The 25281-nt window shown below is 52.1% G+C and carries 24 protein-coding genes; 5 read left to right on the forward strand and 19 right to left on the reverse strand.

Annotated elements, in window-relative coordinates:
• Window position 1 precedes the first annotated feature (1 nt).
• A complete protein-coding gene (locus METH11B_RS0122990; RefSeq protein WP_026604053.1) occupies window positions 2–3157 on the forward strand; it encodes a response regulator in 3156 nt (1051 codons plus the stop codon).
• A gap of 137 nt (window positions 3158–3294) precedes the next feature.
• Here METH11B_RS0122990 and bfr read toward each other — a convergent pair whose 3' ends face one another.
• The 11 genes from bfr to pta all read right to left on the reverse strand — a co-directional run bounded on the left by bfr (window position 3295) and on the right by pta (window position 15706).
• Window positions 3295–3765, reverse strand: coding sequence for a bacterioferritin (gene bfr / locus METH11B_RS0122995; protein ID WP_020485463.1), 471 nt, complete (start codon window positions 3763–3765; stop codon window positions 3295–3297).
• Between the two features lie 423 nt (window positions 3766–4188).
• A complete protein-coding gene (locus METH11B_RS0123000; RefSeq protein WP_026604054.1) occupies window positions 4189–5172 on the reverse strand; it encodes a CobW family GTP-binding protein in 984 nt (327 codons plus the stop codon).
• A 183-nt stretch (window positions 5173–5355) separates the two neighbouring features.
• Window positions 5356–6351 carry a CobW family GTP-binding protein gene (locus METH11B_RS0123005; RefSeq protein ID WP_026604055.1) on the reverse strand — a complete coding sequence of 332 codons (996 nt, stop codon included), beginning with the start codon at window positions 6349–6351 and terminating at the stop codon, window positions 5356–5358.
• 107 nt (window positions 6352–6458) lie between these two features.
• Window positions 6459–7061 carry a DUF1826 domain-containing protein gene (locus METH11B_RS0123010; protein WP_026604056.1) on the reverse strand — a complete coding sequence of 201 codons (603 nt, stop codon included), beginning with the start codon at window positions 7059–7061 and terminating at the stop codon, window positions 6459–6461.
• A 124-nt stretch (window positions 7062–7185) separates the two neighbouring features.
• Entirely contained in the window at window positions 7186–7971 is a 786-nt protein-coding gene (locus METH11B_RS0123015) for a ZIP family metal transporter (RefSeq protein ID WP_026604057.1), read from the reverse strand.
• Entirely contained in the window at window positions 7968–8240 is a 273-nt protein-coding gene (locus METH11B_RS0123020; RefSeq protein ID WP_231499658.1) for a hypothetical protein, read from the reverse strand. Before METH11B_RS0123020 ends, METH11B_RS0123015 begins: the two co-directional genes overlap by 4 nt.
• Window positions 8206–9423: a zinc metallochaperone GTPase ZigA gene (zigA, locus tag METH11B_RS0123025; RefSeq protein WP_036276373.1), complete on the reverse strand. Its 1218-nt coding sequence runs from the start codon at window positions 9421–9423 to the stop codon at window positions 8206–8208. Before zigA ends, METH11B_RS0123020 begins: the two co-directional genes overlap by 35 nt.
• Before the next feature lie 81 nt (window positions 9424–9504).
• Window positions 9505–11535: a TonB-dependent receptor gene (locus METH11B_RS0123030; protein ID WP_026604060.1), complete on the reverse strand. Its 2031-nt coding sequence runs from the start codon at window positions 11533–11535 to the stop codon at window positions 9505–9507.
• 287 nt (window positions 11536–11822) lie between these two features.
• Window positions 11823–13028 carry an acetate/propionate family kinase gene (locus tag METH11B_RS0123035; protein WP_026604061.1) on the reverse strand — a complete coding sequence of 402 codons (1206 nt, stop codon included), beginning with the start codon at window positions 13026–13028 and terminating at the stop codon, window positions 11823–11825.
• Between the two features lie 24 nt (window positions 13029–13052).
• Entirely contained in the window at window positions 13053–13580 is a 528-nt protein-coding gene (locus METH11B_RS0123040; RefSeq protein WP_026604062.1) for a DUF2380 domain-containing protein, read from the reverse strand.
• Window positions 13577–15706 (reverse strand): phosphate acetyltransferase, encoded by a 2130-nt coding sequence (pta, locus tag METH11B_RS0123045; protein ID WP_026604063.1) that lies wholly within the window; start codon window positions 15704–15706, stop codon window positions 13577–13579. The genes METH11B_RS0123040 and pta overlap by 4 nt, the downstream gene beginning before the upstream one ends.
• A gap of 248 nt (window positions 15707–15954) precedes the next feature.
• Here pta and METH11B_RS0123050 point away from each other — a divergent pair, with 248 nt between their 5' ends.
• Together METH11B_RS0123050 and METH11B_RS0123055 are read left to right on the forward strand one after the other, a co-directional pair.
• Window positions 15955–16599, forward strand: coding sequence for an FHA domain-containing protein (locus tag METH11B_RS0123050; protein WP_026604064.1), 645 nt, complete (start codon window positions 15955–15957; stop codon window positions 16597–16599).
• Window positions 16600–16603: 4 nt separating this feature from the next.
• Window positions 16604–16993 carry a PilZ domain-containing protein gene (locus METH11B_RS0123055; protein WP_020485476.1) on the forward strand — a complete coding sequence of 130 codons (390 nt, stop codon included), beginning with the start codon at window positions 16604–16606 and terminating at the stop codon, window positions 16991–16993.
• Between the two features lie 23 nt (window positions 16994–17016).
• On the opposite strand, the gene METH11B_RS0123060 is transcribed toward METH11B_RS0123055, so the two are convergent.
• Genes METH11B_RS0123060 through METH11B_RS0123080 form a run of 5 tightly spaced genes read right to left on the reverse strand, consistent with a single transcriptional unit; the run spans window position 17017 to window position 21187 of the window.
• Entirely contained in the window at window positions 17017–17496 is a 480-nt protein-coding gene (locus METH11B_RS0123060; RefSeq protein WP_026604065.1) for a protein disulfide oxidoreductase, read from the reverse strand.
• Window positions 17496–18230 carry a M48 family metallopeptidase gene (locus METH11B_RS0123065; RefSeq protein WP_026604066.1) on the reverse strand — a complete coding sequence of 245 codons (735 nt, stop codon included), beginning with the start codon at window positions 18228–18230 and terminating at the stop codon, window positions 17496–17498. The genes METH11B_RS0123060 and METH11B_RS0123065 overlap by 1 nt, the downstream gene beginning before the upstream one ends.
• Entirely contained in the window at window positions 18227–18898 is a 672-nt protein-coding gene (locus METH11B_RS0123070) for a transglutaminase-like cysteine peptidase (protein ID WP_026604067.1), read from the reverse strand. The genes METH11B_RS0123065 and METH11B_RS0123070 overlap by 4 nt, the downstream gene beginning before the upstream one ends.
• Window positions 18885–20789, reverse strand: a complete 1905-nt coding sequence (locus tag METH11B_RS0123075) for a bifunctional diguanylate cyclase/phosphodiesterase (RefSeq protein ID WP_026604068.1) — start codon at window positions 20787–20789, stop codon at window positions 18885–18887. The genes METH11B_RS0123070 and METH11B_RS0123075 overlap by 14 nt, the downstream gene beginning before the upstream one ends.
• Before the next feature lie 5 nt (window positions 20790–20794).
• Window positions 20795–21187: a group II truncated hemoglobin gene (locus METH11B_RS0123080; protein WP_026604069.1), complete on the reverse strand. Its 393-nt coding sequence runs from the start codon at window positions 21185–21187 to the stop codon at window positions 20795–20797.
• A gap of 126 nt (window positions 21188–21313) precedes the next feature.
• Here METH11B_RS0123080 and METH11B_RS0123085 point away from each other — a divergent pair, with 126 nt between their 5' ends.
• On the forward strand, window positions 21314–21982 hold the full coding sequence (locus METH11B_RS0123085; RefSeq protein ID WP_026604070.1) for a Bax inhibitor-1/YccA family protein: 669 nt from the start codon (window positions 21314–21316) through the stop codon (window positions 21980–21982).
• A 193-nt stretch (window positions 21983–22175) separates the two neighbouring features.
• Here the strand turns inward: METH11B_RS0123085 and METH11B_RS0123090 are convergent, their stop codons facing one another.
• Window positions 22176–22316 (reverse strand): hypothetical protein, encoded by a 141-nt coding sequence (locus METH11B_RS0123090; RefSeq protein ID WP_155931185.1) that lies wholly within the window; start codon window positions 22314–22316, stop codon window positions 22176–22178.
• Window positions 22317–22678: 362 nt separating this feature from the next.
• On the opposite strand from METH11B_RS0123090, the gene METH11B_RS0123095 reads away from it, so the two are divergent.
• Complete coding sequence (locus METH11B_RS0123095) at window positions 22679–23245, forward strand: hypothetical protein (RefSeq protein ID WP_026604071.1); 567 nt, start codon at window positions 22679–22681, stop codon at window positions 23243–23245.
• Window positions 23246–23366: 121 nt separating this feature from the next.
• On the opposite strand, the gene METH11B_RS0123100 is transcribed toward METH11B_RS0123095, so the two are convergent.
• On the reverse strand, window positions 23367–24746 hold the full coding sequence (locus METH11B_RS0123100; protein ID WP_026604072.1) for an L-serine ammonia-lyase: 1380 nt from the start codon (window positions 24744–24746) through the stop codon (window positions 23367–23369).
• Window positions 24747–24987: 241 nt separating this feature from the next.
• Window positions 24988–25197 (reverse strand): cold-shock protein, encoded by a 210-nt coding sequence (locus tag METH11B_RS0123105; RefSeq protein ID WP_020485487.1) that lies wholly within the window; start codon window positions 25195–25197, stop codon window positions 24988–24990.
• Window positions 25198–25281 lie beyond the last annotated feature (84 nt).

Raw genomic sequence — 25281 nt, forward strand, 5'->3', positions numbered from 1 at the left:
CATGAATCCCGTATTGAAGTTACTGATCATTGAAGACGTGCAGGAAGATTTCCTGTTGCTGGAACGTCACTTGCGCCGGCACGGCTTGGCGGCGGATTGCCGGCGAATAGATAGCAACGCGGCGCTGGCGCTTGCCTTACAGGAAGATTGGGATTTGGTGCTGTCGGATTACAACGTGCCTGGGATGGAGATTCGCGGTACCTTGCAATTCATTCAAGCCCACAGTAAGGATTTACCGGTTATCCTGGTGTCCGGCAGCGTGGGAGAGGAAACTGCGATGGAGTTGTTGCGGCTGGGTATGGTCGATTTCGTATTCAAGGATAATCTGCTTCGCTTGCTGCCATCCATACGCCGGGCTGTCGAGGAACGTGAACAGCGGGGGATAAGGCGCGCGGCGGAAGAGGCGTTGCGGCAAAGTCAGGAGCAGGCGCTGTTAGAGCAACATCAGGCGCAGCTGGCGGCCTTGAATTTGATGGAAGATGCCATCGCCGCCCGCCAACGCGCGGAAGCGGCTGCGGAAGCCTTGCGCGAAAGCGAACGGCGTTTAATGATGGCGCAGGAAGGCGCGCATGTCGGGATTTGGGATTGGGATATTGTTAAGGATCACTGTTACTGGTCGCCGGAATGCGAGCGTTTGTACGATGTAGAGCCCGGCGGTTTGCGTTCTAACGCCGATTGGCGAGCACGTGTGCATCCGGACGATCTGCATTTGATAGACGATCAGTGGGAAAGCCGCATTTTGCGCGGCGAGCCGTTCGAGGTCGAGTTTCGCTTTATCCTGCAATCAGGCGACATCCGCTGGCTGAGCAGCAAAGGCCGCGCGCAATACGACGCCGACGGCAAACCGTTAAGGCTGTTTGGCATTAATCTGGATATTAGCGAGCGCAAACGAGCCGAACAGCAATTGCGCAAACTGGCGCAGGCGGTGGAGCAAAGCCCGGCCAGTATTATCATTACCAATCTGATCGGCGAAATTGAATACGTTAACGAGGCGTTTTTGCAGGTCAGCGGCTACCAGCGCGACGAGGTCATCGGCCGCAATCCACGCCTGTTGCAATCGAAAAAAACCCCACCGGAAAGTTATAGGGCGTTGTGGACCGCGCTCGGTCAAGGTCAGACTTGGAAAGGCGAATTCATCAATAGACGTAAGGACGGCAGCGAATATGTGGAATTTGCCATTATCGTGCCCATCCGCCAAGCCGATGGCAGCGTTACCCATTTTGTAGCGGTACAGGAAGACATCACCGAGAAGAAACGCGTGGCGCTGGAGCTGGATCAGTATCGGCATCACCTCGAAGATTTGGTTGCCAGCCGCACGGCCGAACTGGAAGCGGCGAAAGTGTTGGCGGATGCCGCCAATCAAGCCAAGAGCGCCTTTTTGGCCAATATGAGCCACGAGATTCGTACGCCCATGAATGCCATCATCGGCTTGACGTATTTGCTGCGGCAAAGCAGTCCCAATCCGGAACAAAGCGAGCGTCTGGACAAAATCGACGGCGCCGCTCAGCATCTGCTGTCCATCATTAACGATGTGCTGGATTTATCGAAGATCGAAGCCGGGCGGCTGGAACTGGAGCAAACCGATTTTTCCCTGGCGACGGTGCTGGACCACATTCGCTCCATTATTGCCGAGCAGGCGCGGGCCAAGGCGTTGAGCATAGAGGTGGAGGGGGAGGGCGTCCCGCCATGGCTGCGCGGGGACCCGATGCGTCTGCGGCAGGCCATGCTCAACTACGCCACTAATGCCGTGAAGTTTACCGAACGCGGTTCGATTCGGTTGCGGGCGATGGTACAGGAGGAAACCGCTGCGGGTTTGCTGCTGCGCTTCGAGGTGAGCGATTCTGGAATCGGGATTGAAGCGAAACAACAAGCCAGTTTATTTCAGGCTTTCACCCAGGCCGATGTGTCTACCACTCGCAAATATGGCGGGACCGGCCTCGGCTTGGCGATTACCCGTCGTCTGGCGAATATGATGGGCGGCGATGCGGGCGTCGATAGCGTATTGGGTCAAGGTAGTTGCTTTTGGTTTACCGCTCTGGTGCAGCGCGGGCATGGCGTCATGCCTTTACAGCCCAGTGAAAAACCCGCGGACGCGGAAATGACATTACGCCGAGATTATGCCGGCGCGCGTCTGCTTTTAGTCGAAGACAATCCGATTAATCGGGAAGTCGCGCTCGAGTTGTTGCATGGTGTCGGTTTGGCAGTGGACACCGCCGAGAACGGGCGAATCGCTCTCGAAAAAATCGGTAAGAACGCTTACGATCTGGTGTTGATGGATGTGCAGATGCCGGAAATGGACGGTCTGGAAGCTACGCGGGCGATACGCGCACAGCCGGGTTTTAGCCGGTTGCCGATTTTGGCGATGACAGCCGCTGCGTTTGAGGAAGACCGGCATATTTCGCTCGCTGCCGGTATGAACGATTTTGTGGCGAAACCGGTAATTCCGGAAGACCTTTACGCGGCCTTGTTGCGCTGGTTGTCGCCGCGTCCCTCTTCGCGTCCGGTCAGATCCGATAAAGCAGAAGCACGGCGGTTTTCGCCGAAAACAGTGGTAACTGACGATACTGTGCCATCTGCCTTAATGTCCATCGGCGGCCTGGACACCAGGCAAGGGCTTGCAGTGGTGAAGGGCGACGTGGATAAGTATCAACGTCTGTTGAGCATGTTTGCCGATGCCCATAATAAAGACTTGAAACAAGTCCAGACCTACTTGGTCGATGGCAAATCTGATGAAGCAAAACGCATCAGTCACTGCTTAAAAGGTGTTGCCGGTACGCTGGGTGCCAAACAGGTCGCCGATTTGGCGGCTAAGTTGGAACGGGCGATTGCCGAGAGCAGGGATTTGGCGGTCTGCATGGAGTTAGCGGCTTTGTGCGATAGCGAATTGACGAATCTGGTCCGCGCTATCCTGGCTTTACCTGCGCAATCGGCGACTAGTGAAGTGGGCGAGGCGATTATCGATGCGGAAAATACGCGTCAAGTCGTTGCCGCGATCGCAAGCTTGCTGGCAATTGGCGATGCGCAAGCCAGCCGCCTGGCGCGCGAATATGCGGTGTTGTTGCGGGCGAAATTGGGGGTTGCGTATCCGGATTTTGCCAGGCAGATCGAGGCTTTCGACTATCAAGCGGCATTATTAACTTTACAGGCCGTGGATTAGCCAATGATGCGGTTAGTAAACGCTGAACGATGGGCGATGATTAGCGCCTTTCGGTTTTGAACCGGTAGCGGCGGATACAAAAAAGCCGCGGCGTCAGGAGACACTGCGGCTATCGGTAAGCATAAGGCCAAGCCGATTTAGGACATTTGCGATTGCAGATAATTCGGCAAACCAATCATATCTATCAAGCCCAATTGTTTTTCCAGCCAGTGAGCATGATCTTCCTCGGTGTCGTCCAACATCACTTCCAGAATTTCCCGGGTTTGGTAATCGCGTACGGTTTCGCAATAGGCAATGACTTTGCGCAAATGCGCAACCACTTTATATTCGACCGCCAGATCGTTTTTCAGCATCTCCGGGACGTTGGTCCCGACCGCTAGCGGTTCGCGTTTGGATAAATCCGGTGTGCCTTCCAGAAACAAAATCCGCTTGATCAAGGCATCGGCATGGTTGGTTTCGTCTTGAACCTCGTGATTGATGCGTTCGTATAATTTGTTGAAGCCCCAGTTTTCATACATCCGGGAATGAATAAAATACTGGTCTATAGCGGTCAGTTCGCCTGCCAGCAATTCGTTTAAGTGAGCTATGACTTGTTTGTCGCCTTGCATATGCCGCCTCCCGGATAAATTTGATAACGCCCTTGGCTATGGTAATACAAAATGCCGCCCGGTTCTTGGTTTGCGTGGATGCCCGCTGTGCCTTTAAATGATTTTGTCATGCAATAGCGCCCGGCTAATAACGATACGGCTTAACGCCGAAATTGCCCCACCTGGCCATGCAAGTCAGTCGTCTGTTGGTTCAGCTTATTGCTGGCGGTATACGCCGTAGCGCCGCTATCTACCCGCTCGACGATTACTTCGCCTATGGTAGTTAAGTTTTTATCCGGATTTTACGTGACATGGCTTTGTTCCTTAACCGCTTGGGTAATGTGTTTGTCCATGTCGCTGATGCGATTAACCGAGTCGTTGATGACAAACAACGCCTTGTTCGACAGCTCAGGATGCACGGTATTTAAGGGCCGGGTTAATAAATCAATGCAGTTTGATGGCGTTCCCGCTGAGCAGCGGAGCAAAAGCCTTGTTTAGATCGGTGGCAAGTGCCGTTGGCTCGCCATTTACGATGAAGACCAAGCGGCCGCGGTGGTCGTCGGCTGCTCTCGGGGGTAACGGGGCAGGCGGGTACAGTCGATTGCTGGCCGCTTGAATGACCATGGGTTCGGTTTGTTCAGCAAGATAAACCACGCCTTTGATGCGGAGTAAATGTTGCGGATGGCGAGTCAGTAGTTCTTGCAGGATGGCTTGCAGTTGTTGCCAGGGCAGAATTTGTTCGAGATGCAGCGATATACTGCGAAAGTTATGTGCAGGTAACGAGCCGTCATCAGGCAAGCGGCGCAACGTCGGGCCTGCATTAGTCAGCAGGCTACTAGCCGCGCGAACGTCTCCTGTCATGAGTATGGGCGTGGCCGGTGCCAGAACTCGCAAGCGTTTTGCCAACACGGCTTGCTGGTCGGCATTGCTCAAGTCGGCATGGGTCAGCAATAAGGTATCGGCCCAAGCCACCTGCGCGCGGGCTTCGGCAAAACTATCCAGTTGTGCAGTAGCCGACGGTATGGCCAGGGTAGTGATGACGTTCTGCAAATGATAGCGGCTTGCCAGCCAGCGCTCGCGCAACAGAGTATCCAGAATCGGTTCCGGGCTGGCGATGCCGCTGGCCTCGATAATCATTCGTTCGAAGGGTTTGGTCTGGGCCTGATCCCACGCCATCCACAGGTTTTTTAAAGTGGGTGCCAGCGTGCCTTTAATCTGGCAGCACAAACAGCCGCCGGCCAGAGTCGTCAACGGCATACCGGTTGGTTGCAGCAAATCCTGATCGACGGGGGTGGCGCCGAATTCGTTGATGATTACTGCGGTTTTGGGATGTTCCTCGAGCAGACGATTCAGCAGCGTGGTCTTGCCACTGCCGAGGAAGCCGGTGAGGACGATAACGGGGATTTTGCGCGGATCGTTCTTTTTCAAGTGGTAGCCGTTTCCTCAATGAAAGGCCATGCTTATTGGGCCCAATCGAATGTAAGTGTGTTTTACCCATTCGGATGGGGCATACCTGGAATGACGAATTATGCCTGTTTTATAAGCCGGAACGCCAACGTCAATCAGCAACTGGCTTGCCTCATTGCTCAGAAACCGATTCAGCGACTTTGTCTAAAGGCCTACCCGACATGAAGTCAAGGCCTCTAACATATCCTCCTTAGGTAAGTTGCGACCGATAAAGACCATGCTCGACTCCCGCGTTTCATCCGCTTGCCAAGGGTTGCCGAACGTCTCGGTCATCAGCATATGTACGCCTTGATAAATCACTTTTTGCTCGCAACCAGCAATGTTAAGAATGCCTTTGTAGCGGAGTAAGTCGTTGCCGTAGTCGCGGATCAGGATGTTCAGGAATGCCAGAATCCGCGCAGCATCAAGGGGTTGGTCGGTTTGGTAGATCATTGAGCTGATGTCGTCTTCGTGCTCGTGGCTGAGGTCTTCCAGAAAGTCCGGTTCGATTTTCAAAATGTCATCCAGATTAAAACCATCAATATCCAGAATATCGTGCAGTTCGGTTTGGCCGAAATGCACATGTTTGATCGGTGCTCTGGGGTTCATAGCCCGGAGGCGAGTTTCCAGGTCTAAAACAATTTCCGGTTTCTGAAGGTCGGTTTTGGACAGCAGGATGCGATCAGCAAAGCCGACTTGCTCTTGCGCTTCGTGGTGTTCTTCCAGTTGTTGATGGGCATGCACGGCGTCAACCACGGTGATGATGGCGTCCAACTGGTAGTTGTCGGCAATGTTTTCGTCGATGAAAAAGGTTTGTGCAACCGGAGCCGGGTCGGCCAAACCAGTGGTTTCAATGATGACCCGTTCAAATTGGAGCTCTCCCGATTCTCGACCGTCGCTGAGTTCCCCGAGGATACGCACCAAGTCGCCACGCACGGTACAACAAATACAGCCATTATTCATGGTCACAATTTGTTCGTCGGCTTGCACTAACAACTCGTTATCGATACCGGCTTCGCCGAATTCGTTTTCGATCACTGCAATCCGTTTGCCGTGGTTTTCACTGAGAATTCGGTTCAATAAAGTGGTTTTGCCGGCGCCGAGAAAGCCGGTGAGAATGGTCACCGGCACGGCGGCGTTGCGTTTGAGGTTGGCGTTCATGAAATCTCCGTCAGGCTGGGGCTTTAACACGCTGTATTTGCGTGTAAGCCGAGTGATTATGGAGTGGGTCGAAATTTTAGATAAATTTGATCAGCAATGCCCGGCCCTCACAGCATGTCCAGTGTCAGTACCAAGCGCCGCGGCTGCACCGCCGTTGGCGTAGGGGAACGATGCACAAAACCCTGGCCTTCGTTACCTTCCCAGGCTTCGCCTTTCATCAAGCCGACGGCGTAGGCGGGCATCTGCCGAATCGCAGTTTGGTCGGTGATCAAGCCGGACTGCGCATCATCCAGGCCGCAACTGCCCATTCCCAATTTTCTTCGATCCAGCGCATATTCCGGCAGCCATTCGGTGCCGATGCCGCCGTAACTGCAAATCATCCGGGCAGGCACTCTATCCACATGAAAGCGGGGACACATGGCAGTTTGCAAAGTTCGCAGGCGCAAGCCGGCTTGTTTGAGTCCGAACAGTTCGCAGAACGCCGACGTTAATAGTTCGATATCTTCCAGCCATGTGTTATAGCCATCGAGCTGGCTGGCTTGTGGCCACAGGTTTGTAAAGTTGAAGTGTGTCGGATTGACCGGCTGACTGAGTCCCAAGGCGCCGAATTGCTTCAAGGCTTGATAGATAAACTGTTCAATCCTGGCTGGCAACGGTCGTTCTATTAAGCAAAAGTTCACGCCGTCCTCGTAGATGCGCGTCAAATCCACAAAGTTTGTTGAGACGACGGTTCGGGTCGATGGCCGATACGACAAGGGCTGGAAGGAAGTTGGTCTTGTGAGCGGTGACAGGGATGATTGACGAAAGGGTATGCGAGCAAACACAAAAAACTCCTTAACTAGCGATCAGGAACTGTTCGAAAAATACAATGAATTGCATGAACACAATTCCGAAACCAAAAGCGGCGGTTTGTCCGCTCAGGCAGGGAAAATTGCAAGGTTCGTGTAATGCCGGAATCAGATCGGAGGTGGCGATATAAATAAAACCGCCGGCAGCGATGGGTAATAACAGCGACAAGGACGATTCTGCCAACTGGCTGAGTAATAAGGTAAAGATCGCTCCCGGCAAAACGGTCAGCGAGCAATAAAAGTTGTAGAGTACGGCTTGTTTGGGTGAATAGCCGCCGCGCAGCAGGGCGCCGACATCCCCGAGTTCCTGCGGGATTTCGTGGGCAATAATGGCCAAGGTGGTGGTCAATCCCAGGGCCGGATCGGCCAGAAAGCTGCCGGCGATCAAGATGCCGTCGACGAAGTTGTGCATGGCATCGCCGATCAGATTCATTTTAGCCAATGGCATAACCTCTCCGCCCGTTGGCGTGGTGTCGACGTTATGATCGTGCCGCCAGCGCACCAGTTTTTCCAACACAAAGAAGCCGAATACACCAATCAACACCGTCAGGCAGACGTCGCTGACGCTGCCGTGGCGGTCTATGGCATCGGGTATCAAATGAATGAAAGCATCACCTAAGAGTACTCCGACTGCTAGTGCGACCAGATAGGGCACTACCCGATTCAAGACGTCGGGTTTCAGCCATAATGCAAATACGCTGGACAACGAGCAAATGCTGACGGCGAGACAGGCCGCAATGGCGCCGGCAATAGTACTGATAGCGATAGTCATGTGCGATAGGGTGCCTTAGATTTGAGCGAGTGGTATTCGTGCTGAGAGCTGTAAATAAATCGGGCTAATTTGTCCGGCAAAGCATGGGTGGCGAAATGCGTCAGCATGAAGCCCAACACACTTAAAAAGAGTTTTGATAGCACGCGTTTTGCGGGCGGTCTGTCAATCAAGGGCAAGACAATTGCCAGAATAAGCAACCATTCAATACCGATGATATGCAGATAGCCGTCGATACTAGCCATCGGCAAACCATTGTGGAAATTCATCATGATAGTGTCGCCAAACCGCCGGACCGGCTGCAAGTTCGGCGTCAGTTAACAGGCATTCGTCCAACTCGCGGCGCACTTTGTCGATGTCGACATTTTGACCGATGAATACCAGTTCTTGGCGGCAGTCGCCGTAGGGTTCGGCCCATTGCGACTGGATATCCGGCAGATAGTCTTGCGGCCATCCCTGGCGCGGCACTGCCGCCCACCAGCGACCGGCCAAACCATGGTGCATCACGCCGCCGGCCTGTGACCAGCTGCCGGCGTGATCCGGGCGCGACGCCAGCCAGAAGAAGCCTTTGGAACGGAGCAATGTGCCGTTATCCCATTCGCCGGCGTGCAGATGATCATAGAACCGCTGCGGATGGAAGGGGCGACGGGCGGCGTAAACGAAGCTGCCTATGCCGTATTCTTCGGTTTCCGGTGTATGTTCGCCCCGTAATTCCTTTAGCCAGCCCGGGGCTTGCTCGGCCTTTTCGAAATCGAACAATCCGGTGTCGAGGACTTTATGCAAATCCACCTGTCCCATCACCATAGGCACGATTTCCGCGTCGGGGTTAAGACTGTGCAACAAGGCTTTTAGATTGCCGATCTCGTCGCTGGCGATCAGATCGATTTTGGAAATCAGAATGATATTGGCAAATTCGATTTGATCGACCAGTAAATCGGCGACGTTACGTTCGTCATCTTCGCCCAGTGACTCGCCGGTTTCTTTTAAGCTCAAGGCTTCCAGGTAATTGCGCATAAAGTTGACCGCGTCCACTACGGTGACCAGCGTATCCAGGCGGGCATGGTCGGATAAGCTCGTCCCGGCTTCATCGCGAAACGTGAAGGTCTCCGCAATCGGCAGCGGCTCGGCAATGCCGGTGGATTCGATTACCAAGTAATCGAAACGGCCTTCCTTGGCCAAATTGCCGACCTCGATCAGCAAGTCCTCGCGTAGCGTGCAGCAAATGCACCCATTGCTCATTTCGACCAGTTTTTCCTGGCCACGATTCAGTTGTACTTGGTTTTTGACCATCGCCGCATCGATATTCACCTCGCTCATGTCGTTAACAATCACGGCTATCCTTAAATTCTCCCGATTGTTGAGGATGTGGTTCAACAAGGTGGTTTTACCCGCACCGAGGAAGCCGGATAGCACGGTGACAGGGAGTTGATTAGCTGGGGCGTGTCTAAGAGTCATGGTGATTCTGATGTTATATTGTAGCGTTATGGCGGTCAAAAAAAGGCGCTGTTGGTAAGGACAGCGCCGATTTCAGCGGTTCTAATAACTGACTCTAAAACCTACTTCCGCGCCGCGTCCTGCTTCCGGGGCAAAATTTCGCAAGTACGATGTCGAGTTGCGGATGTTTTGATCCAGCAGGTTATTACCTTTGGCGAATATCATGAGCTTGGCGTCTTTATAGGCCTTGATTTGATAGTTGGCGCCTACATTCAGCAAGAAATAGCCGGCAGTGGAGGTTTCGAAATCGCCGGCATGGGGCTGAGATTCTGCTCGGGTGAAGCGCAGATAAGTGGACAATTTCTCCCGGTTGAAATCCAGTTGCAGGCCGTAGCGTAACGGTGGCATGCGCGGTACGTCGCTACCGTTGAGAAATTCGCCGCGGGTGTAATCGCTGAATAGGGTCATCTCCAACAAGCCGACATGGTTTTCCATCATAGGCACGATCAGTTTGGCTTCATAACCCTTGAAGATAGCGTCGTGTTGTCCGCTGGTGACCAAAGGCACACAATCCGCTACGCAAGGATTGCCGTCTTGATCGACGAATTCGCCGCTGCGTTGCTGGAAAATATAATCGCTAGCCCAGTTGTGGAATAAGTCGAATTCGGCGCGTAACCAGTCGGTTTTGAAGCGGTAGCCCAAGTCCAGGTTGTAGGAGGTTTCTTCTCGCAAACCCAGGTCGCCTCTGTCGTAACTGCGGGTGGCGTCGTGGTAACCGTCGGACAACAGTTCCTGGACCTGCGGGGCACGCGAGGAGCGAGTCACTGCCAGATTCAAACTGTTGCGATTATCCAGTTTCCATACAGCGGAAGCCGAGGCGCTGACCGGGGTATAGCTGAGATTGGCAAAACCGTCCGGGCGAATATCGGTTTGTTCGACGCGGGTGCCCAGCTGATAAGTCACCGCGCCAAGGTCGAAAGATTCCACAGCGAAGACACCGTAACTGACAATGTCCGAGCGTGGCACGATGCTGTCGCCGGTGAGTTTTTCGATCGCATTAAAGTCGCTGGCCTGGGCTTGAAAACCCACCACGCCGCGCAGCGGTCCCAGATCCTGGTGAGCCAATTCCATGCGGCCTTCGTAGGACTGGTTGGTGTAATAAGCACCGGGTTCGCCGTTGGCGATTTCGGTGTGTTGGTAATCGGTGTATCCAAGCCGGGTCCGCAGGCTTTTCGCGAAGCGGAATGGATTGTTCAGTTCGCTCTTAAAATCGTACTTGGTTTGCCGCATCGCGATGCGCACGGTTTCGTCGCCGGTACCGTCAGGAGCGATGGCGTAATTGTTGTTTAGGTTATTGATGGATACCCCGGCGAAGCCAGGCGCGCCGATCCAGGACAAGCCGGCCGAACCGCTGATCGCTTCGGCGCCGGTGTTGTTCAGATAGCCTTTGGGGTTATCGACAATCTCCAAGCTGGGATCGGTGATGGCCACTTTGGCGGTGTCTATGCCGCTGCCGCCGATGTCCAGATTGTTGCGATGCCGATAAAAGCCGTCCAGGTGATACGCGATGTTGTCCTTGCCGCCTTCGACTTTCATGGTGGTACTGGTTTCGTCGGAGGTGGAATCGAAACGTTGCTCGAGCGCGGCACCTACCAGTTTGTCGAACTGGCGGCCGGGGATGCGGTTGTCGATGACGTTAACCACGCCGCCCATCGCACCGCTGCCATACAGTAGTGTAGCCGGGCCGCGCAGGACTTCTATTCGTTCGGCCAATAGCGGTTCCACGCTGGTGGCGTGGTCCGGGCTGATTGCCGAGACATCATTGCTGCCGATACCGTTGCTCAAGACCCGCACTCTGGGGCCGGCTTGACCTCGGATAACCGGGGTACCGACGCCGGGGCCAAAGGATTGGCTGCTGATGCCCAGTTCGTTTTTTAAAGTATCGCCGATGCTGTGGCCGGTTTTCATCCGTAAATCGTCATCGCTCAGCACGGTGACCGGTACCGCGCTGTCCGACTTTTTGTCTTGTAGCGGTGCTGTGACAATTATTTCGTCCATTGCTTGTATCGCAGGTTCTTCGGCCATCAAAACCGGCGATGGCAGCATTAAAATCAGGGCAGCGGTTTTTTTCATGAGAAGTAACGCAGTCAGGAATGATGTGCAAAGATGTTATATTATAACAGCCGTGGATGCAATATTATCTCGTTAGTTTTTACATCGTCTTCTTGTGGCTTATTGGGTGATTTAAGTTTGATTCGTTGTGAAAACAACAAACCTGACAGCAATAATCCCGAAGGGCGATATGGATCGCTCTCGAATCATATGGTTGAAATGTTACGGAAATGTTTCTGTGCGCCTCGAAAGGAAATACTTATTCCAGGCGGTGTTGATAACGCAGAGCAATTTGCGCCTGCGCCCTGCTAATTTAGGGTGTGCGGCTGTTCCAGACATTGCTGGGCCTGGATTGCAATTTCCAATTCCTCGTTCGTGGCAATCACCAATATCGCCACTCCGGAGTTGGCTGGATTGATGCTGTCGCATGGTCTCACCGGTTTTCGGTTTTTTTCCTGGTCTATCGCAATCCCAAAGAGGGTCATATCAAGGCAGACTTGTTCGCGCAGCCAGGCATCGTTCTCGCCGATGCCGCCGGTAAATACCAAGGCATCGACTCGGCCCAGCACCGCAAAATAAGCGCCGACGTATTTTTTAATGCGATAGGCGTACATCGCTAAAGCCAGCTTTGCCTGTTCGTCGCCGGCTTCGGCCATCCGGTGTATCGCCCGCATATCGTTTTCGCCGCAAATACCCTTGCAGCCGCTTTCTTTATTTAACAAGGTTTCAATGGCGTCTTTGGACATATTCAGCGTGCGGCTCAGATAAAAATGGATTGCCGGATCGATGTCGCCGCAGCGGCTGCCCATCATCAAACCCTCCAGCGGTGTCATGCCCATCGATGTATCGATGCTCCGGCCGTTTTGGATCGCTGTGACGCTGGCGCCGTTGCCGAGATGCAGCGTGATTAGATTGGTCGCCGACACCGATTTGCCGAGATACTGCGCAGCTTGCTCGGCAACATAACGGTGCGAAGTGCCGTGGAAACCGTAGCGTCTTATCCCATGTTCCGCATAAAGATGGTCGGGAAGGGGATAGCGGTAGGCATAATCCGGTAGGGTTTGATGAAATGCCGTATCGAATACCGCGACTTGTGGCGTCTCGCCCATTTGCCGGATGGCTTCTTCGATTCCCAACAGATTGGCGGGGTTATGCAACGGTGCCAGCGGAATCACCTCGGCAATGTGCTGCATGACTTGCGTATCGATTAACGCCGGTTCGCGAAAATGTTCGCCGCCATGCACGACTCGATGACCAATGCAGGCCAACTCCCGACGGTCCTTCAACACGCCGCAAGCTGCCAGCGTTTCGAACAGCAACTGCAAGGCTTGTTGATGGTTGCGGCAGCTGATTTCGTCGTGTGTCCGGTCATTATTCGCCAGCGCATAACTATGGCTAGCGGCATCTTCGCCGATGCGTTCGATGATACCTGCGATCAATACCGAGCGATCAGACATCTCGAATAAGCTGTATTTGACCGATGAGCTGCCGGCGTTAAGCACCAGAATTTTCATGAATATCTCGAAAGTGTGAGGCGATTAATGGGCAAGTTTCGCCGGTGGCGGCGGGGTATATTGGCGATCCAGATCATGGTCGATTTTAGTGGTCAGGCTTTCCACGGCTTTGATGGTCAGACTGGCGTTGGGGCCCTTGGATTCGGAAATGTAGTCGCCGATCAACTTGCCATCGGCTACCTTGACCAAGCGCCCCATCAGATAAGCGAATAAAAAGCTGGGTTTGTGTAGCCGTCCAACCAAAATGTAATCGGCTTGAAATTGCTTGCCCAGTTGCGCGGCGGCATCGGCATGGTCGAATAAATAGCCGACGCCACTGTTGGCGGCTTGCTGTACCTGGTCCGGTATGGCTACGATTACATAGCCGGCGCGCTTTAACTCTTGCTCCAGCAGCGGTTTGATTGACGCGGTTCTTTGCAATTCAGCGGGGACGCCGGGCGCCAGAGTTAGGTCTTTCAATTCAAAATCCAGCACGGCGATGCGGGTTTGCGCCAGTGAGTTAAAGCTCAGCATGCAGAACAGCAAACTGCTTAATAGGGTTTTTTGCATCATGTTTTGTCGGCTTCCTGGGCTTGAATCGCGGTGATGACGACTGTGTTGACGATGTCTGTTACTGTGCAGCCGCGGCTTAAATCATTGACTGGTTTGTTCAAGCCTTGCAGGATAGGGCCGACGGCGATTGCGCCGGAGGAACGCTGCACCGCTTTATAAGTGTTGTTGCCGGTATTGAGGTCCGGAAAAATTAATACGGTGGCGCGGCCGGCGACTTGGCTGTCGGGTAGTTTGGTTTTAGCGACGCTGGCGTCCACGGCGGCATCGTATTGCATCGGGCCTTCCAGCAGGAGGTCCGGACGCAGACTTTGGGCGATTTTGACGGCGTCTCTGACTTTATCCACCGCCTCGCCTTTGCCGGATTCGCCGGTGGAGTAGGACAGCATCGCAACCCGCGGCTCAATGTTGAACATTCGTGCGGTTTCGGCGGCGTTAATGGCGATGTCGGCCAATTGCGCGGCGTTGGGATTGGGGATCACTGCGCAATCGCCGTAAACCAATACGCGATCTTCCAGGCACATAAAAAACACGCTGGAAACAATTGACGCGCCGGGCCTGGTTTTGATGATTTCGAAGGCTGGACGAATGGTATGTTGCGTCGAATGCACCGCACCGGAGACCATGCCGTCAGCGTAATCGAGATGTATCATCAATGTCCCGAAATAACTGGGATCGGCCATTAGGTCGAAGGCGGTATCGTAAACGATGCACCGGTGTTTACGGGCTTGGTAATAGGTTTCCGCGAACAACGGCCGCAGATCCGATTTAATCGGGTCGATGATGTTGACATTGTCCATCTTCAAGGCCATGGCCTGAATTTTCTGGCGGATCTCGGCTTCGTTACCCAGTAGGGTGATTTTCACCACATCGCGCAGCAGCAAAATCTCCGCCGCGCGCAGGATGCGTTCTTCGTTACCTTCCGGTAGCACGATATGTTGCTTCCTGGCTTTAGCGCGCTGCAATAAATCGTACTCGAACATCAGCGGCGTAATTTTATGCGAAACCTTACTGCACAGACGCAGCCGCAGTTCCACCATATTGATGTTGCTTTCGATTAATCCCAGTGCAGTGGCGATTTTGCGATCATCTTGAGAATGCAGGCGGGCGGTGACCTGACTGACTTGTAACGCCGTGGTGAAGGTGTCGGAATCGACACCGAGCACTGCGAACGGCGTATCGCCCAGGCCGTCGATCAATTTTTGCACTTGCGGGGCCGGTTGTTGATGGCCGGTTAATAATAAGCCGGCAATCTGCGGATAGTTGCTGGAGTTGTAGGCCATCAGGCTGGCCATGATGATATCCGAGCGGTCGCCCGGCGTAATCACCAAATCGCCGGTTTCCACATAATCCAGAAAGTCCGGCACCAACATCGCCGCGACTTTGTAGTGATACACCTCGCGGCTCATCGTCGCGTTTTCACCGCAAAATACTTTGGCGCCGATGACTTTGGCGATGTTGCCGATGGTGGGTTTTTCCAGGGACGATTCGGCGGGCACCACGTACACCGGGAATTCGCTGGAATGATTTAAGCTGTGGCGCAGGCTGGCAATTTGATTTTGCGCGACACCGATGATGACCGTGGCCAGCAATTCGCAGTCGTGTTCGTGTACGGAATGTTTCAGGCTGGCCAAGCCGTTTAAAATTTGTTCGTCGCTAAGATCTTCGCCCTGCATAACCGGCATCATCAGGCAGCCCAGATTGTTGGCTACATCGGCGTTGAAATCGAATTCGAAAATGGCATTGCCGTGTCGATAGTCGCTGCCGACGCAGAGCACATGATCGCAACGGGCCTTCAAGGCCCGGTATTTGGCCAGAATCGTTTTCAACAGTTCGTCGTATTGTTCGGCGGCCAAAAATTGCCGGGCTTCCGCGCTGGTGCAGCCATACATGGCTTCGTATGGGGTGGGGAGTTGATAGCGGTGGCTAATGAATTGAATCAAATCGTCTTTGTCGGTATCGCCTTGAATAATCGGCCGAAAAAAACCGATATTGTCCGCGTAGCCGGATAACATTTCGATGATCGCCAGCATGATCAAGGATTTACCGTTACCCTCGTCGACGCCGGCAATATAGATGTCTTGCGAAATAACGGGTTCGCTTTGCGGATGGGACTGAGTCGGATTCATGATCGATGACTTATGTATTAATGGGAAAGTCTAACCGAGGATGTTGCCACATGGCGCGCCGCTTGGCGACTGTATATTTAATTTATTCGGGCACCGCGCAGAGGTTAGGCGCATGCAAATAGTCTTTGGCTATCATAGGTTTGGATTTATAAAATAATGTAATATCAAAATAATTATTGATTAATCTGCAAGCTCGGCTTTAATGGCTATACTACTAGCCGGGCGCAGGGATTACTTGAACAACAGAGATGGCGAAATTTACCGTTTATTTTAAAGACAATGCAATCCATACAGGTGTTTTTGATTCTGGTGTAGTGCATATTGGTCGTGATGAAACCAATGACCTAGTGGTTGATAGTCTTGCCGTCGCGCCCGCGCATGCCGTTGCCGTGATTAAAGACGGCACTTGCGTACTCAAGCAATTGAACGAAAAATTTCCGCTGTTGGTAAACGATCAGCACACCAAAGAATGGAGCCTGCAAAACAACGACATCATCAACATCGGCAAACACTATATCGTCTACAACACTACCGATGAATTTTCGGAAAAAGTCCTGGTATCCACGCCTGCCGACTTTGGCGATGCGGATGTGCGGGCGTTAAATGAGAAGCTGGAAGAAGCCGTAAAATCGCCCGAAGCCAATTTGCAAGTATTAAACGGCATGCATATCGGTCGAATTCTGCGCTTGAAGAAAGCCATGACGCGCCTGGGCCACGAAGGTGCAGGGGTTATTGTGATAGCTAGGCGTAAGGACGGTTATTTCCTTTCCGCCCTGCAAGGGCATGAGGGCCTGGCGATTAACGACGAGCCCTTGGGCGACCGCACCGTGCAGTTGCAACGCAACGATGTGATTGTCGTTGACAGTACCTCAATGCAATTTTTCTTGGATTAAGCGTATGACATTTGAAAAAAACGATGATAAACGCCGTTTTCACAGGATTTTTTACCATACAGGGGCTGTTTTAACCGGTTCGGGTCAAACCTATCCTTGCAAAATTATCGATCTGTCCTTGCGCGGTTGTCTGTTGGATTTAGAGCAGCCCTTAGCCGGTCAGGCCGATGCTTTATATTCCTTGAAATTCGATTTATCCGAAGAAATCAGTATTAGTATGGAAGTGGCGGCAACCCATGCCGATGCCAACAGGGTGGGTTTTAAGTGTGTGCATATCGATATAGACAGCATTTCCAACTTACGCCGATTGGTGGAACTCAACCTGGGCGATAGCGAGCTGCTGGAGCGGGAGTTGGCGGCCTTGGGTGATTTGGCTGAACACGCCGATCATTGATCGAGATTGTTGCTTCGATAAAGTCAGCTCAATCCCGCCAGCCAAAGTCTAAAACGCATACCCCATTCTGACGTATAGCCTACCGTCGTAAAGACAATATCGCCGGTGGCGTTAATGAAGAACACAGCTGGTACACCTTTAATCCCGTAACGTTGACCGATACTGCCGCTGTTGTCGTTCACAACCGGCCAGTTAAGTTGTTTGTTGTTTAGATAGTTCTGTAATGCGCTGTCGTCGCCGGAGCGCACCGCTACCGTCAAGCCCGGATAATCCCGCATTATGTTGCTGATGCTGCCCTGCATGCTTCGGCATATCCCGCACCATTCCGCCCAGAAGTACAACACAGCCGGCCCTTTACTTATGCGTGGCATAGGGTTTTCGCCGGTCAGCGTGGTTTGCACGATGAGCGGCGGTGTACCGCTGACTAAATCCTGATTGACCAGAAATTGCCCGGCAAAGATAAATAACGCCGCAAAAATATAAAACCCCAGCTTTTTCAGCATTACAAGCCTTGCATCACGCTGGCGCCGTGTTGTTTAAGCCAGAGCCGGCGTTGCTTAAAATCGGGTAGATGTTCGCCAACCAATTGCCAAAAAGCCGGAGAATGATTTTTGTGTTTGATGTGGCAAAGTTCATGGACTACCACGTATTCCAAAACTGCGGCTGGAGCCAGCAGCAGCAGCCAATTCATATTGATGTCGTTTTTCGGACCGCAGCTGCCCCAACGGCTTTTTTGGGTTTTGATGCGGATGCTGCGCGGAAACAGGGCAAAGCGCGGCGCGTGTAGATCGACCCATTGCTTTACCTGCTGCTTGGCCTGGTTTTTCATCCAGCGCGTCAAAGCTTGTTGAATCAGGGCGGAGTGTTGCTCATCGGTAATTCCAGCCGGTAATTTCACCCAAAACATTTCGTCGTTCAGCAACTCGATGCGGACTGTTTTTGCTTTACCGGTGGTGGTTTTTAGCGGTAAGCGGCGGCCTTGGTAGGGCACATGCGCGCCATCCCTGTACTCGCTCGGCGCTAGCCGTGGCGCGGCGGTTTGCACTCTGCCAGCAACGCGTTTTAGCGCGGCTTCTATCCAGTCTTTTTGGGCATGCACAAAATCCTGAATGCGCCGTTCGGACACTTTGAGCGGTGCCACCACTTCTATTTTGTCGGCGGTGACTACGATGCGGGTGATTTTGGCGCGGCCGCTGCGGCGCAGGCTGTAAAGTAAGGGGGCGGTTTGGCTGTTCAAAAAGGCGATTCCAGCATTCTTAATTTAAGCTCGGTCCACATGCTTAAGCGGTCCGAACCGCCGACATGTTGCCCGGAACCTTTGCTTTTGGCAAGCCATAAGCCGGTACCGTTAAAGCTGTACACGGGCTGTAAGTCGCTGCGCTGTGTAGCCGGGACGATGCTCGGTTTTAGGTTGTCCAGCACCAAGGGTACCGCGCGCGGCGAGTCGAAGTAGGTCAGTACCATATGTGCCTGATTCAGTTCCAAAGCCTTTACGTAGGTAATCCGCAGTTTGCTTTCATCGACGCCCATTTCCACCAAGGTAAAATATTTGGCTATGGAGTAATCTTCGCAATCGCCGGCACCTTTGGCCAGAAACTCCGTGGGTGCTGCCCAGTAATCGGTTTTTTGCCACAGGATAATATCGTCAATAAACTCGACGTTACCGTTGAAAAAGTCGTTGACCCGTTCCAGTTTCGTCGCTTCCGGCCAGCCTTTGCCGTTCTCGATCAAGCTTTGCCAGTCTAAGAAACGTTGCTTGGCTGTCGAGCCGTATTTTTTTTCGACTTTATCCAGCAGGCCCTGATCGATTAATAGGCCGGCTGCCAGCGCAACACCGCAACATAGGCTGAAGAAGAGAACGGCTAATCCGGCAGCGTTAAGTGCGCCCTTATTAACGGCTGGCACCGACGATTCCTATCGCCTTTAAGCGGCGATAATCCTTATCCGACTGCACGTTTTCGGCCAAGATCGAAATATCCAGCAATGTGGAAATTTCTTGCATGGTTTGCACGAACGCGTGCTTTTGCGAGGAACTGTCGATACCGTTGCCGATGTCGCGGGCCAGACGGATAAAGTCTGGTTTCAGGCGTTTGACCAATTCCGCCGACATGGATTGGGTTTCGAAGCGTTTGATCATCACCCGCGCGCCCCAGTGATGCACGGTTTCTATGAAGGCCTGATAGGCGTCTATATCCTTGACGACGGCATAAGCGGATAAGCTGAATACCAGCTTTTTGGCTTCCGCCGGATTTTGTTTGATTAGTTTTTCCAACCAGAGCCGGAAATCGCTGTTTTTGATGGTGCGGGTCGATACGTTGACGGCGATGGCATGTTCGATATGATTATGTCGAATATGCTCCAACGCGATGCGAATGACGCCTTTATCCAGATCGACGATTTTGGCGAATTTTTCGGCAATCGAGATGAATGGACCGATTGCCACCAGGCCGCCCTGTTTATCGTGCACCTGAATGAAAGCCTCTTCCATCAACAGTTCGCCGCTACTGAATGCGGCGATCTGCCCTATATACCAAACTGAGTAACCGTTGTGGTCGACGCAGTCGAAGACCAAATCCCGCCAGGTGGCAATATCGCGGGCTAAATTATCGCCGGTGCGGATGAAATAACTGTTGGTGCCGATCAGATGCGCTTGTTCATAAGCTTCGTGCGCGGCTTCCAACAGAATTTCGGTGGTCAGTAGCGGATTGAAAGCAACCACGCCGATGTGGGCCAAATCGGTTTTTTGGTAACGTTCGCCCAATTCGGTTACTTCGTTGCTCAGGGTTTTTACCAACCCTTCCAATTGTTCCGAATTCCCAATCTTCAGCACCAGTGCAAATTCGGCGCCGTAGAATCGATAAGCTTTGCCGGCTTGTGCTCCAGCAAGATCGGCGATTTTTTCCAGAATGGCGGCAAACGCTTGTAAGAATTGATCGATCACGTCGCTGTCGCGCTCTTTGACCAGATCGACCAAGCTATCGATTTTTATCAAAACCACATAGGCATCCGCGCCTTCCAATGCCAAATTTTTCATGTCGGTTTCGAACACGGCTTTTTTATACAGACCCGTCAAATCGTCGCGTAACAGGCTGGCGCCCATTTGGTCAAGCTTGCCATGCAACGCCGCTATCGTGGTTTTTATTTTGTGCGACATGGTGTTCATGGATGCCGCGACATTGCGTACTTCGCGGGTCCAGGGCAATTCTTCGATGCTTTCAAAATGGCCGTCGCTGATCTGCTGAGCCAATAGATCGATTTTTCTTAGCGAGGCTAATGTGACGCGTAAAAGCAGTGCCAGCAGGGCAATGGACAATAAAAATGCTGCCAGCGAATAATAAAACCCGGATTTGGCTTGTTCATACAGTTTTAGATAGGCGTAGCCGGAGTTGACCGTGACGTAGATCACCCCGCTCATGTTCCAGCCCGAGCTGATTTCGCTTTCGGCGGTCGCCGATGTCATGGGCAGCAGTTCGGTAAACCAGTCCGGCACGCCTTCTATGCGCTTGTCGCTGCTTAGAGCCACCAGTTCTTTGTTATCCGCATCGACCAGCCTGATTTCCTTGTAATAACCCATATCAAAAATTGCGCTCATCATGGTTTTAATCACCGGATCGTGGTTATCGACCATGTAAGGACTGAGGGATAGACCCAGCGAGGTGGCGGTATCTTGGGCATGATTCTTCGATTCGCCTTCCAGGTAGTCCTTGATGTTGTTGACGCTCAACGCGAAATTGACGCTGAAAATCATCAAAAACAGCGCTGAAATCAGGATTAACAATTGTTTGGATAATGACATGAGCTTCAGCTTCCCGTGGCTTCTTGATTGATCATATGCGTCGCGAGTTGTTGCAGGGCGGTGCGGATGTTTTCGCGCAGGCGTGGGTCCGTCTCAATTTCATCCAAGGCCTTGTTCATACAGAGCATCCACTGATCGCGCTCCGATTCGCCAATCGGAAACGGAAAATGCCTGGCACGCAGCATCGGGTGGCCGAATTCTTCGATAAACAGGTTGGGGCCACCCAGCCAGCCGGAGAAGAACTTAAATAATTTGTCTTTGGCGCCTGCTAGACTGGGAGCGTGCATAGCACGTATGCCCTGGGCTTCCGGCAGTATATCCATATAAAAGTAGAATCTGTCGACCAGGCTACGCAACGCATTCTCGCCGCCGATTAACTCGTAGGGGGTGGGGCTCATGTCCTATTTAACCTCGTATGTGCAATTTCTTTAGGTATACTAGCAGACGGTACCGACAATGCCCTGAAACTCTAGGGCCGTTGCGCGGTCATAGCATTACTTGTAACTTTGAGAGGATAACTGATCATGCGTTTAAATACTGCAACTGCTCGTTCGGAAGCCGGCATACTGGCGACCAATAAGGTTTTAAAGAATACTTATTTATTGCTATCGATGACTCTGCTGTTCAGCGCGGCTATGGCTGCGGTAGCGATGACGCTGGATTTGCCGCATCCGGGTTTGATTATCACCATGGTAGGCTACTTCGGTCTGCTGTTTTTAACCACCCGTTTTAGTAATAGTGCACTGGGCTTGGTGTTCGTGTTTGCGTTGACCGGTTTCATGGGTATGACCCTGGGGCCGATTTTAAACATGTATATACACGCGTTCAGCAACGGCCATGAACTGATTTTAACCGCGCTGGGCGGTACCGGCGTGATTTTCCTGGGCTTGTCAGGCTACGCGCTGACCACCCGCAAGGATTTTAGTTTTATGGCCGGCTTCCTGATGGTGGGCGTGCTGGTAGCATTCTTCGCGGGTTTGGCGGCGATCTTATTTTCGGTACCTGCGTTGTCGTTGGCGGTTTCCGCGATGTTCGTGTTGCTGATGTCCGGTATGATTTTGTATCAAACTAGTGAAATCATCCACGGCGGCGAAACCAACTATATTTTAGCCACCGTGTCATTGTATGTGTCCATCTACAACCTGTTCACCAGCTTGCTGCAATTGTTGGGCGTATTCGGTGGTAACGACTGATAATTCGGTCAAATAAGCTATCCGCTACGAGTGTTAAACAAGGCGGATTGATAAAGTAACGCGATTAAAACAAAAATGCCCCGTCGGGAAACCGGCGGGGCATTTTTTATATGGGCATTACAGCTTGTTCAGTTCTGCAATTGGCCGGCTTTCGTCTGTCATTTAACCGGCCCGCAACAATGCTCAGGCAGTTTTAATGTTGCTCAGGGCTATACCAAGCCTCAGCCGCCATTTTGTACATTTCTTGAAAAATGACTTTCAATAATTGAAAAGCTGAAATAGCTATCAGTGCGCCGATAGTGACTCCGGCCATAGCGACAAGTGCGATTTTCATAATGCCTCCTCTTTTTATCGAATAAAGTGTGAACAGCGTCATAAAAATGCCGCTTCGGGCGCGATTTTCCTACGTTAAACGAGGATTTCAAGTGGTTTTTAAACTACATCTGTCGCGCGGTTTTTCAATGTTATTCATCTTCAGGGACTTAACATTCGACGTTAATGTTGTTTGCTAAAATTTTTTTTTCAAATGCTATGTCTCTGCCTGCCAGCTGCTGATTTTTGAAAAACGTTTAAGCGGATATTGCCGGATCGGACTTATACTCTAGTGCTGCGTTTAATAGACGCGAAAGGGACGTACTCATGCGGCATTTGACTTAAGCAAATAAGCTGGTTAACTATAAAGCGGGGGATAAAACGATGAACAATAAACTATTGCCAAAAATTGACGAGAACCTGGTGTCCAAGATTGTGGATATTTTTTACGCCAGTATGCTTGATGACTATCGAATCAACCGATATTTTTACTCTAGGCCTATCCAAGAACAAGCCAAGCCGTTAAAGCAACTTGTAAATGCGTTGCTCAGCACAGAACCTGTCGAGCCTAAAAAACTGTCCGAATTGGCTGATGATTATTTTGCTGCGGCTTTTGCCAGAGGGAACGCCAAGCCCAGTTTGGTGAATAATCGAGACTTTGCGTTTTTGGAGATGTTTGTCACCGGCGATCTTGTCGGTAGCGACGAAAAACCTCATTTGACCCTGCTCTGTCCCGGCCATTCCCATTTTTTAAGATTACAGCCTATTGACGATAACTACGATGTGGTATTGGAACTGTTGCAAAACAGCCTCAATCAATTGCAAGTTCCGCAGGAAACGGCTGACCAGATCATGGCATTCGCGGCGTCAGGCCGGGACGGTATTCTTGGCAGAGGCCAGGCCATCTATGACGACGGGGATATAGCGACCGATTTCCGAACACATGGTTAACTTTACTATCGTCTAAAGTTCGGAAATTGCTGATCGTTGCTGTTTCGTTTGGGCAGGCTTTTTGTTAGACGCGCGAGTCTTAACGAATCTACAAATCTTGGGCTTGAATACACCTGAGTTGTCAGCATTCAATCAAATTTACCGCCAAACCGCCGCGTGAGGTCTCCTTGTATTTGGTTTTCATATCGGCGCCGGTTTCGCGCATGGTTTTGATTACCTTGTCCAGGGATACGAAATGCTTGCCGTCGCCGCGCAGGGCAATGCGCGCGGCGTTGATAGCCTTTACCGATCCCATCGCGTTACGCTCGATGCAGGGTACTTGCACCAAACCGCCGACTGGGTCGCAGGTCAAACCCAAGTTATGCTCCATCCCAATTTCGGCGGCGTTCTCGACCTGCTCGGGCGTGCCGCCCAATACTTCGGCCAGTGCACCGGCCGCCATAGAGCACGCAACGCCGACTTCGCCCTGACACCCGACCTCGGCTCCGGATAGCGAGGCGTTCTCTTTGTACAAGATCGCTATCGCAGCTGCCGTCAGTAAAAAGCGAATCACACCTTCCTCATTCGCGCCGTCGCAAAAGCGCCAGTAGTAATGCAATACCGCCGGGATGATGCCGGCAGCGCCGTTGGTGGGTGCGGTCACCACGCGTCCGCCGGAAGCATTTTCCTCGCTGACGGCAAGTGCGAACAAATTCACCCACTCCATCGTTCCGACCGGCATACTTGGCGTTTGCCGGGGTATTTCGCCGCTCAGCTGCCGATAGAGATTGGCCGCTCTGCGCCTGACTTTCATTCCGCCCGGCATAACCCCTTCTTCATGTAAGCCTCGTTCGACGCAAGCCTGCATCACCTGCCAAATGTTCAATAATTTCTGGCGGATTTCCTCTTCACCCAGCCAGGCTTTTTCATTGCTCAGCATCAAGTCGCTGATTGATTTGTTATGCGTCGCGCACAGTTTTAGTATCGCTGCACCAGTTTTGAAAGGGTAGGGCAGGCAGGTATCGTCATTGCTCAGCCGATCAGCGGCCGCAGCTGCGTCGGTCACGACAAATCCGCCACCTACCGAATAGTAATCGCTTTGTAGCAGTTCGGCGCCGTTTGCATCAAATACTGTAAAGCGCATGCCGTTGGAGTGATAGGGCAGTACTTTGCGTTGAAACAGCAAATCGGCCTTCTCGTTGAACGGCACCGGGTAGCGGTGCAATAGCTTAACTGCCCCGGTCTCGCGGATAGTCGCTAGTCGTTGCGGAATGATGGCAGGGTCAATCAAGTCGGGTGCTTCGCCTTCCAGACCAAGCAATACCGCTTTATCGGTGCCATGGCCTTTGCCTGTCGCGCCAAGCGAACCGAATAATTCGATGCGCAAGCGCTGTACCTCGCCAATAAAACCTCGCTGTTCCAGATTATTGACAAACGTCATCGCCGCTCGCATGGGTCCTACAGTATGAGAGCTGGAAGGTCCGATACCGATTTTAAAAATATCGAAGACGCTGATAGCCATAATAGTTACCTAAATAGTGCTGAGGAAAGAGTGTCTGGAGTAAAGGGGCTGCATCCCCTCCTCGATAGCGAAGCAATTAATATGCCCCGTCGCGTAGGCTGTAGTACAAGGGCCTAGTAAAATCAATGCCTCGAGAGGGTGAAAAATAAAATAGGGGGCTTTGGTTCGGGTTTATTTTGGCACAAAAAAAGCCGGTATTACCCGGCTTCAATGCTTTGCTACGATAGCAATCAAATGACCACTATAAAGGGGTGACGTTTTCCGCTTGTGGGCCTTTAGCTCCGCTGGTTACTTCCATGGTGACGCTTTGGCCTTCACTCAAGGTTTTGCGACCGCTACCTTGAATAACGCTAAAGTGTACAAACACATCTTTGCCACCATCTTGTTCAATGAAGCCGAAGCCTTTGTCATCGTTGAACCACTTAACTTTGCCTTGTACTAATGCTGCCATAAATTACTCTTAACTTTTAAAAAACCATTTCTGGTGTGTTTCCGGTTGTTTTCTATATCAACCGAATTCTGATTATGCACCAAT

This window comes from Methylomonas sp. 11b, from assembly GCF_000515215.1.
Classification (GTDB): domain Bacteria; phylum Pseudomonadota; class Gammaproteobacteria; order Methylococcales; family Methylomonadaceae; genus Methylomonas.

Excerpts from the sequence above, each read along its gene's own strand:
- METH11B_RS0122990 (WP_026604053.1), top strand. The coding sequence starts at position 2 with ATGAATCCCGTATTGAAGTTACTGATCATTGAAGACGTGCAGGAAGAT.
- bfr (WP_020485463.1), bottom strand. The coding sequence starts at position 3,765 with ATGCAAGGCGACAAACAAGTCATAGCTCACTTAAACGAATTGCTGGCA.
- METH11B_RS0123005 (WP_026604055.1), bottom strand. The coding sequence starts at position 6,351 with ATGAACGCCAACCTCAAACGCAACGCCGCCGTGCCGGTGACCATTCTC.
- METH11B_RS0123015 (WP_026604057.1), bottom strand. The coding sequence starts at position 7,971 with ATGACTATCGCTATCAGTACTATTGCCGGCGCCATTGCGGCCTGTCTC.
- METH11B_RS0123020 (WP_231499658.1), bottom strand. The coding sequence starts at position 8,240 with ATGATGAATTTCCACAATGGTTTGCCGATGGCTAGTATCGACGGCTAT.
- zigA (WP_036276373.1), bottom strand. The coding sequence starts at position 9,423 with ATGACTCTTAGACACGCCCCAGCTAATCAACTCCCTGTCACCGTGCTA.
- METH11B_RS0123030 (WP_026604060.1), bottom strand. The coding sequence starts at position 11,535 with ATGAAAAAAACCGCTGCCCTGATTTTAATGCTGCCATCGCCGGTTTTG.
- METH11B_RS0123035 (WP_026604061.1), bottom strand. The coding sequence starts at position 13,028 with ATGAAAATTCTGGTGCTTAACGCCGGCAGCTCATCGGTCAAATACAGC.
- METH11B_RS0123040 (WP_026604062.1), bottom strand. The coding sequence starts at position 13,580 with ATGATGCAAAAAACCCTATTAAGCAGTTTGCTGTTCTGCATGCTGAGC.
- pta (WP_026604063.1), bottom strand. The coding sequence starts at position 15,706 with ATGAATCCGACTCAGTCCCATCCGCAAAGCGAACCCGTTATTTCGCAA.
- METH11B_RS0123050 (WP_026604064.1), top strand. The coding sequence starts at position 15,955 with ATGGCGAAATTTACCGTTTATTTTAAAGACAATGCAATCCATACAGGT.
- METH11B_RS0123055 (WP_020485476.1), top strand. The coding sequence starts at position 16,604 with ATGACATTTGAAAAAAACGATGATAAACGCCGTTTTCACAGGATTTTT.
- METH11B_RS0123060 (WP_026604065.1), bottom strand. The coding sequence starts at position 17,496 with ATGCTGAAAAAGCTGGGGTTTTATATTTTTGCGGCGTTATTTATCTTT.
- METH11B_RS0123075 (WP_026604068.1), bottom strand. The coding sequence starts at position 20,789 with ATGTCATTATCCAAACAATTGTTAATCCTGATTTCAGCGCTGTTTTTG.
- METH11B_RS0123080 (WP_026604069.1), bottom strand. The coding sequence starts at position 21,187 with ATGAGCCCCACCCCCTACGAGTTAATCGGCGGCGAGAATGCGTTGCGT.
- METH11B_RS0123085 (WP_026604070.1), top strand. The coding sequence starts at position 21,314 with ATGCGTTTAAATACTGCAACTGCTCGTTCGGAAGCCGGCATACTGGCG.
- METH11B_RS0123090 (WP_155931185.1), bottom strand. The coding sequence starts at position 22,316 with ATGAAAATCGCACTTGTCGCTATGGCCGGAGTCACTATCGGCGCACTG.
- METH11B_RS0123095 (WP_026604071.1), top strand. The coding sequence starts at position 22,679 with ATGAACAATAAACTATTGCCAAAAATTGACGAGAACCTGGTGTCCAAG.
- METH11B_RS0123100 (WP_026604072.1), bottom strand. The coding sequence starts at position 24,746 with ATGGCTATCAGCGTCTTCGATATTTTTAAAATCGGTATCGGACCTTCC.
- METH11B_RS0123105 (WP_020485487.1), bottom strand. The coding sequence starts at position 25,197 with ATGGCAGCATTAGTACAAGGCAAAGTTAAGTGGTTCAACGATGACAAA.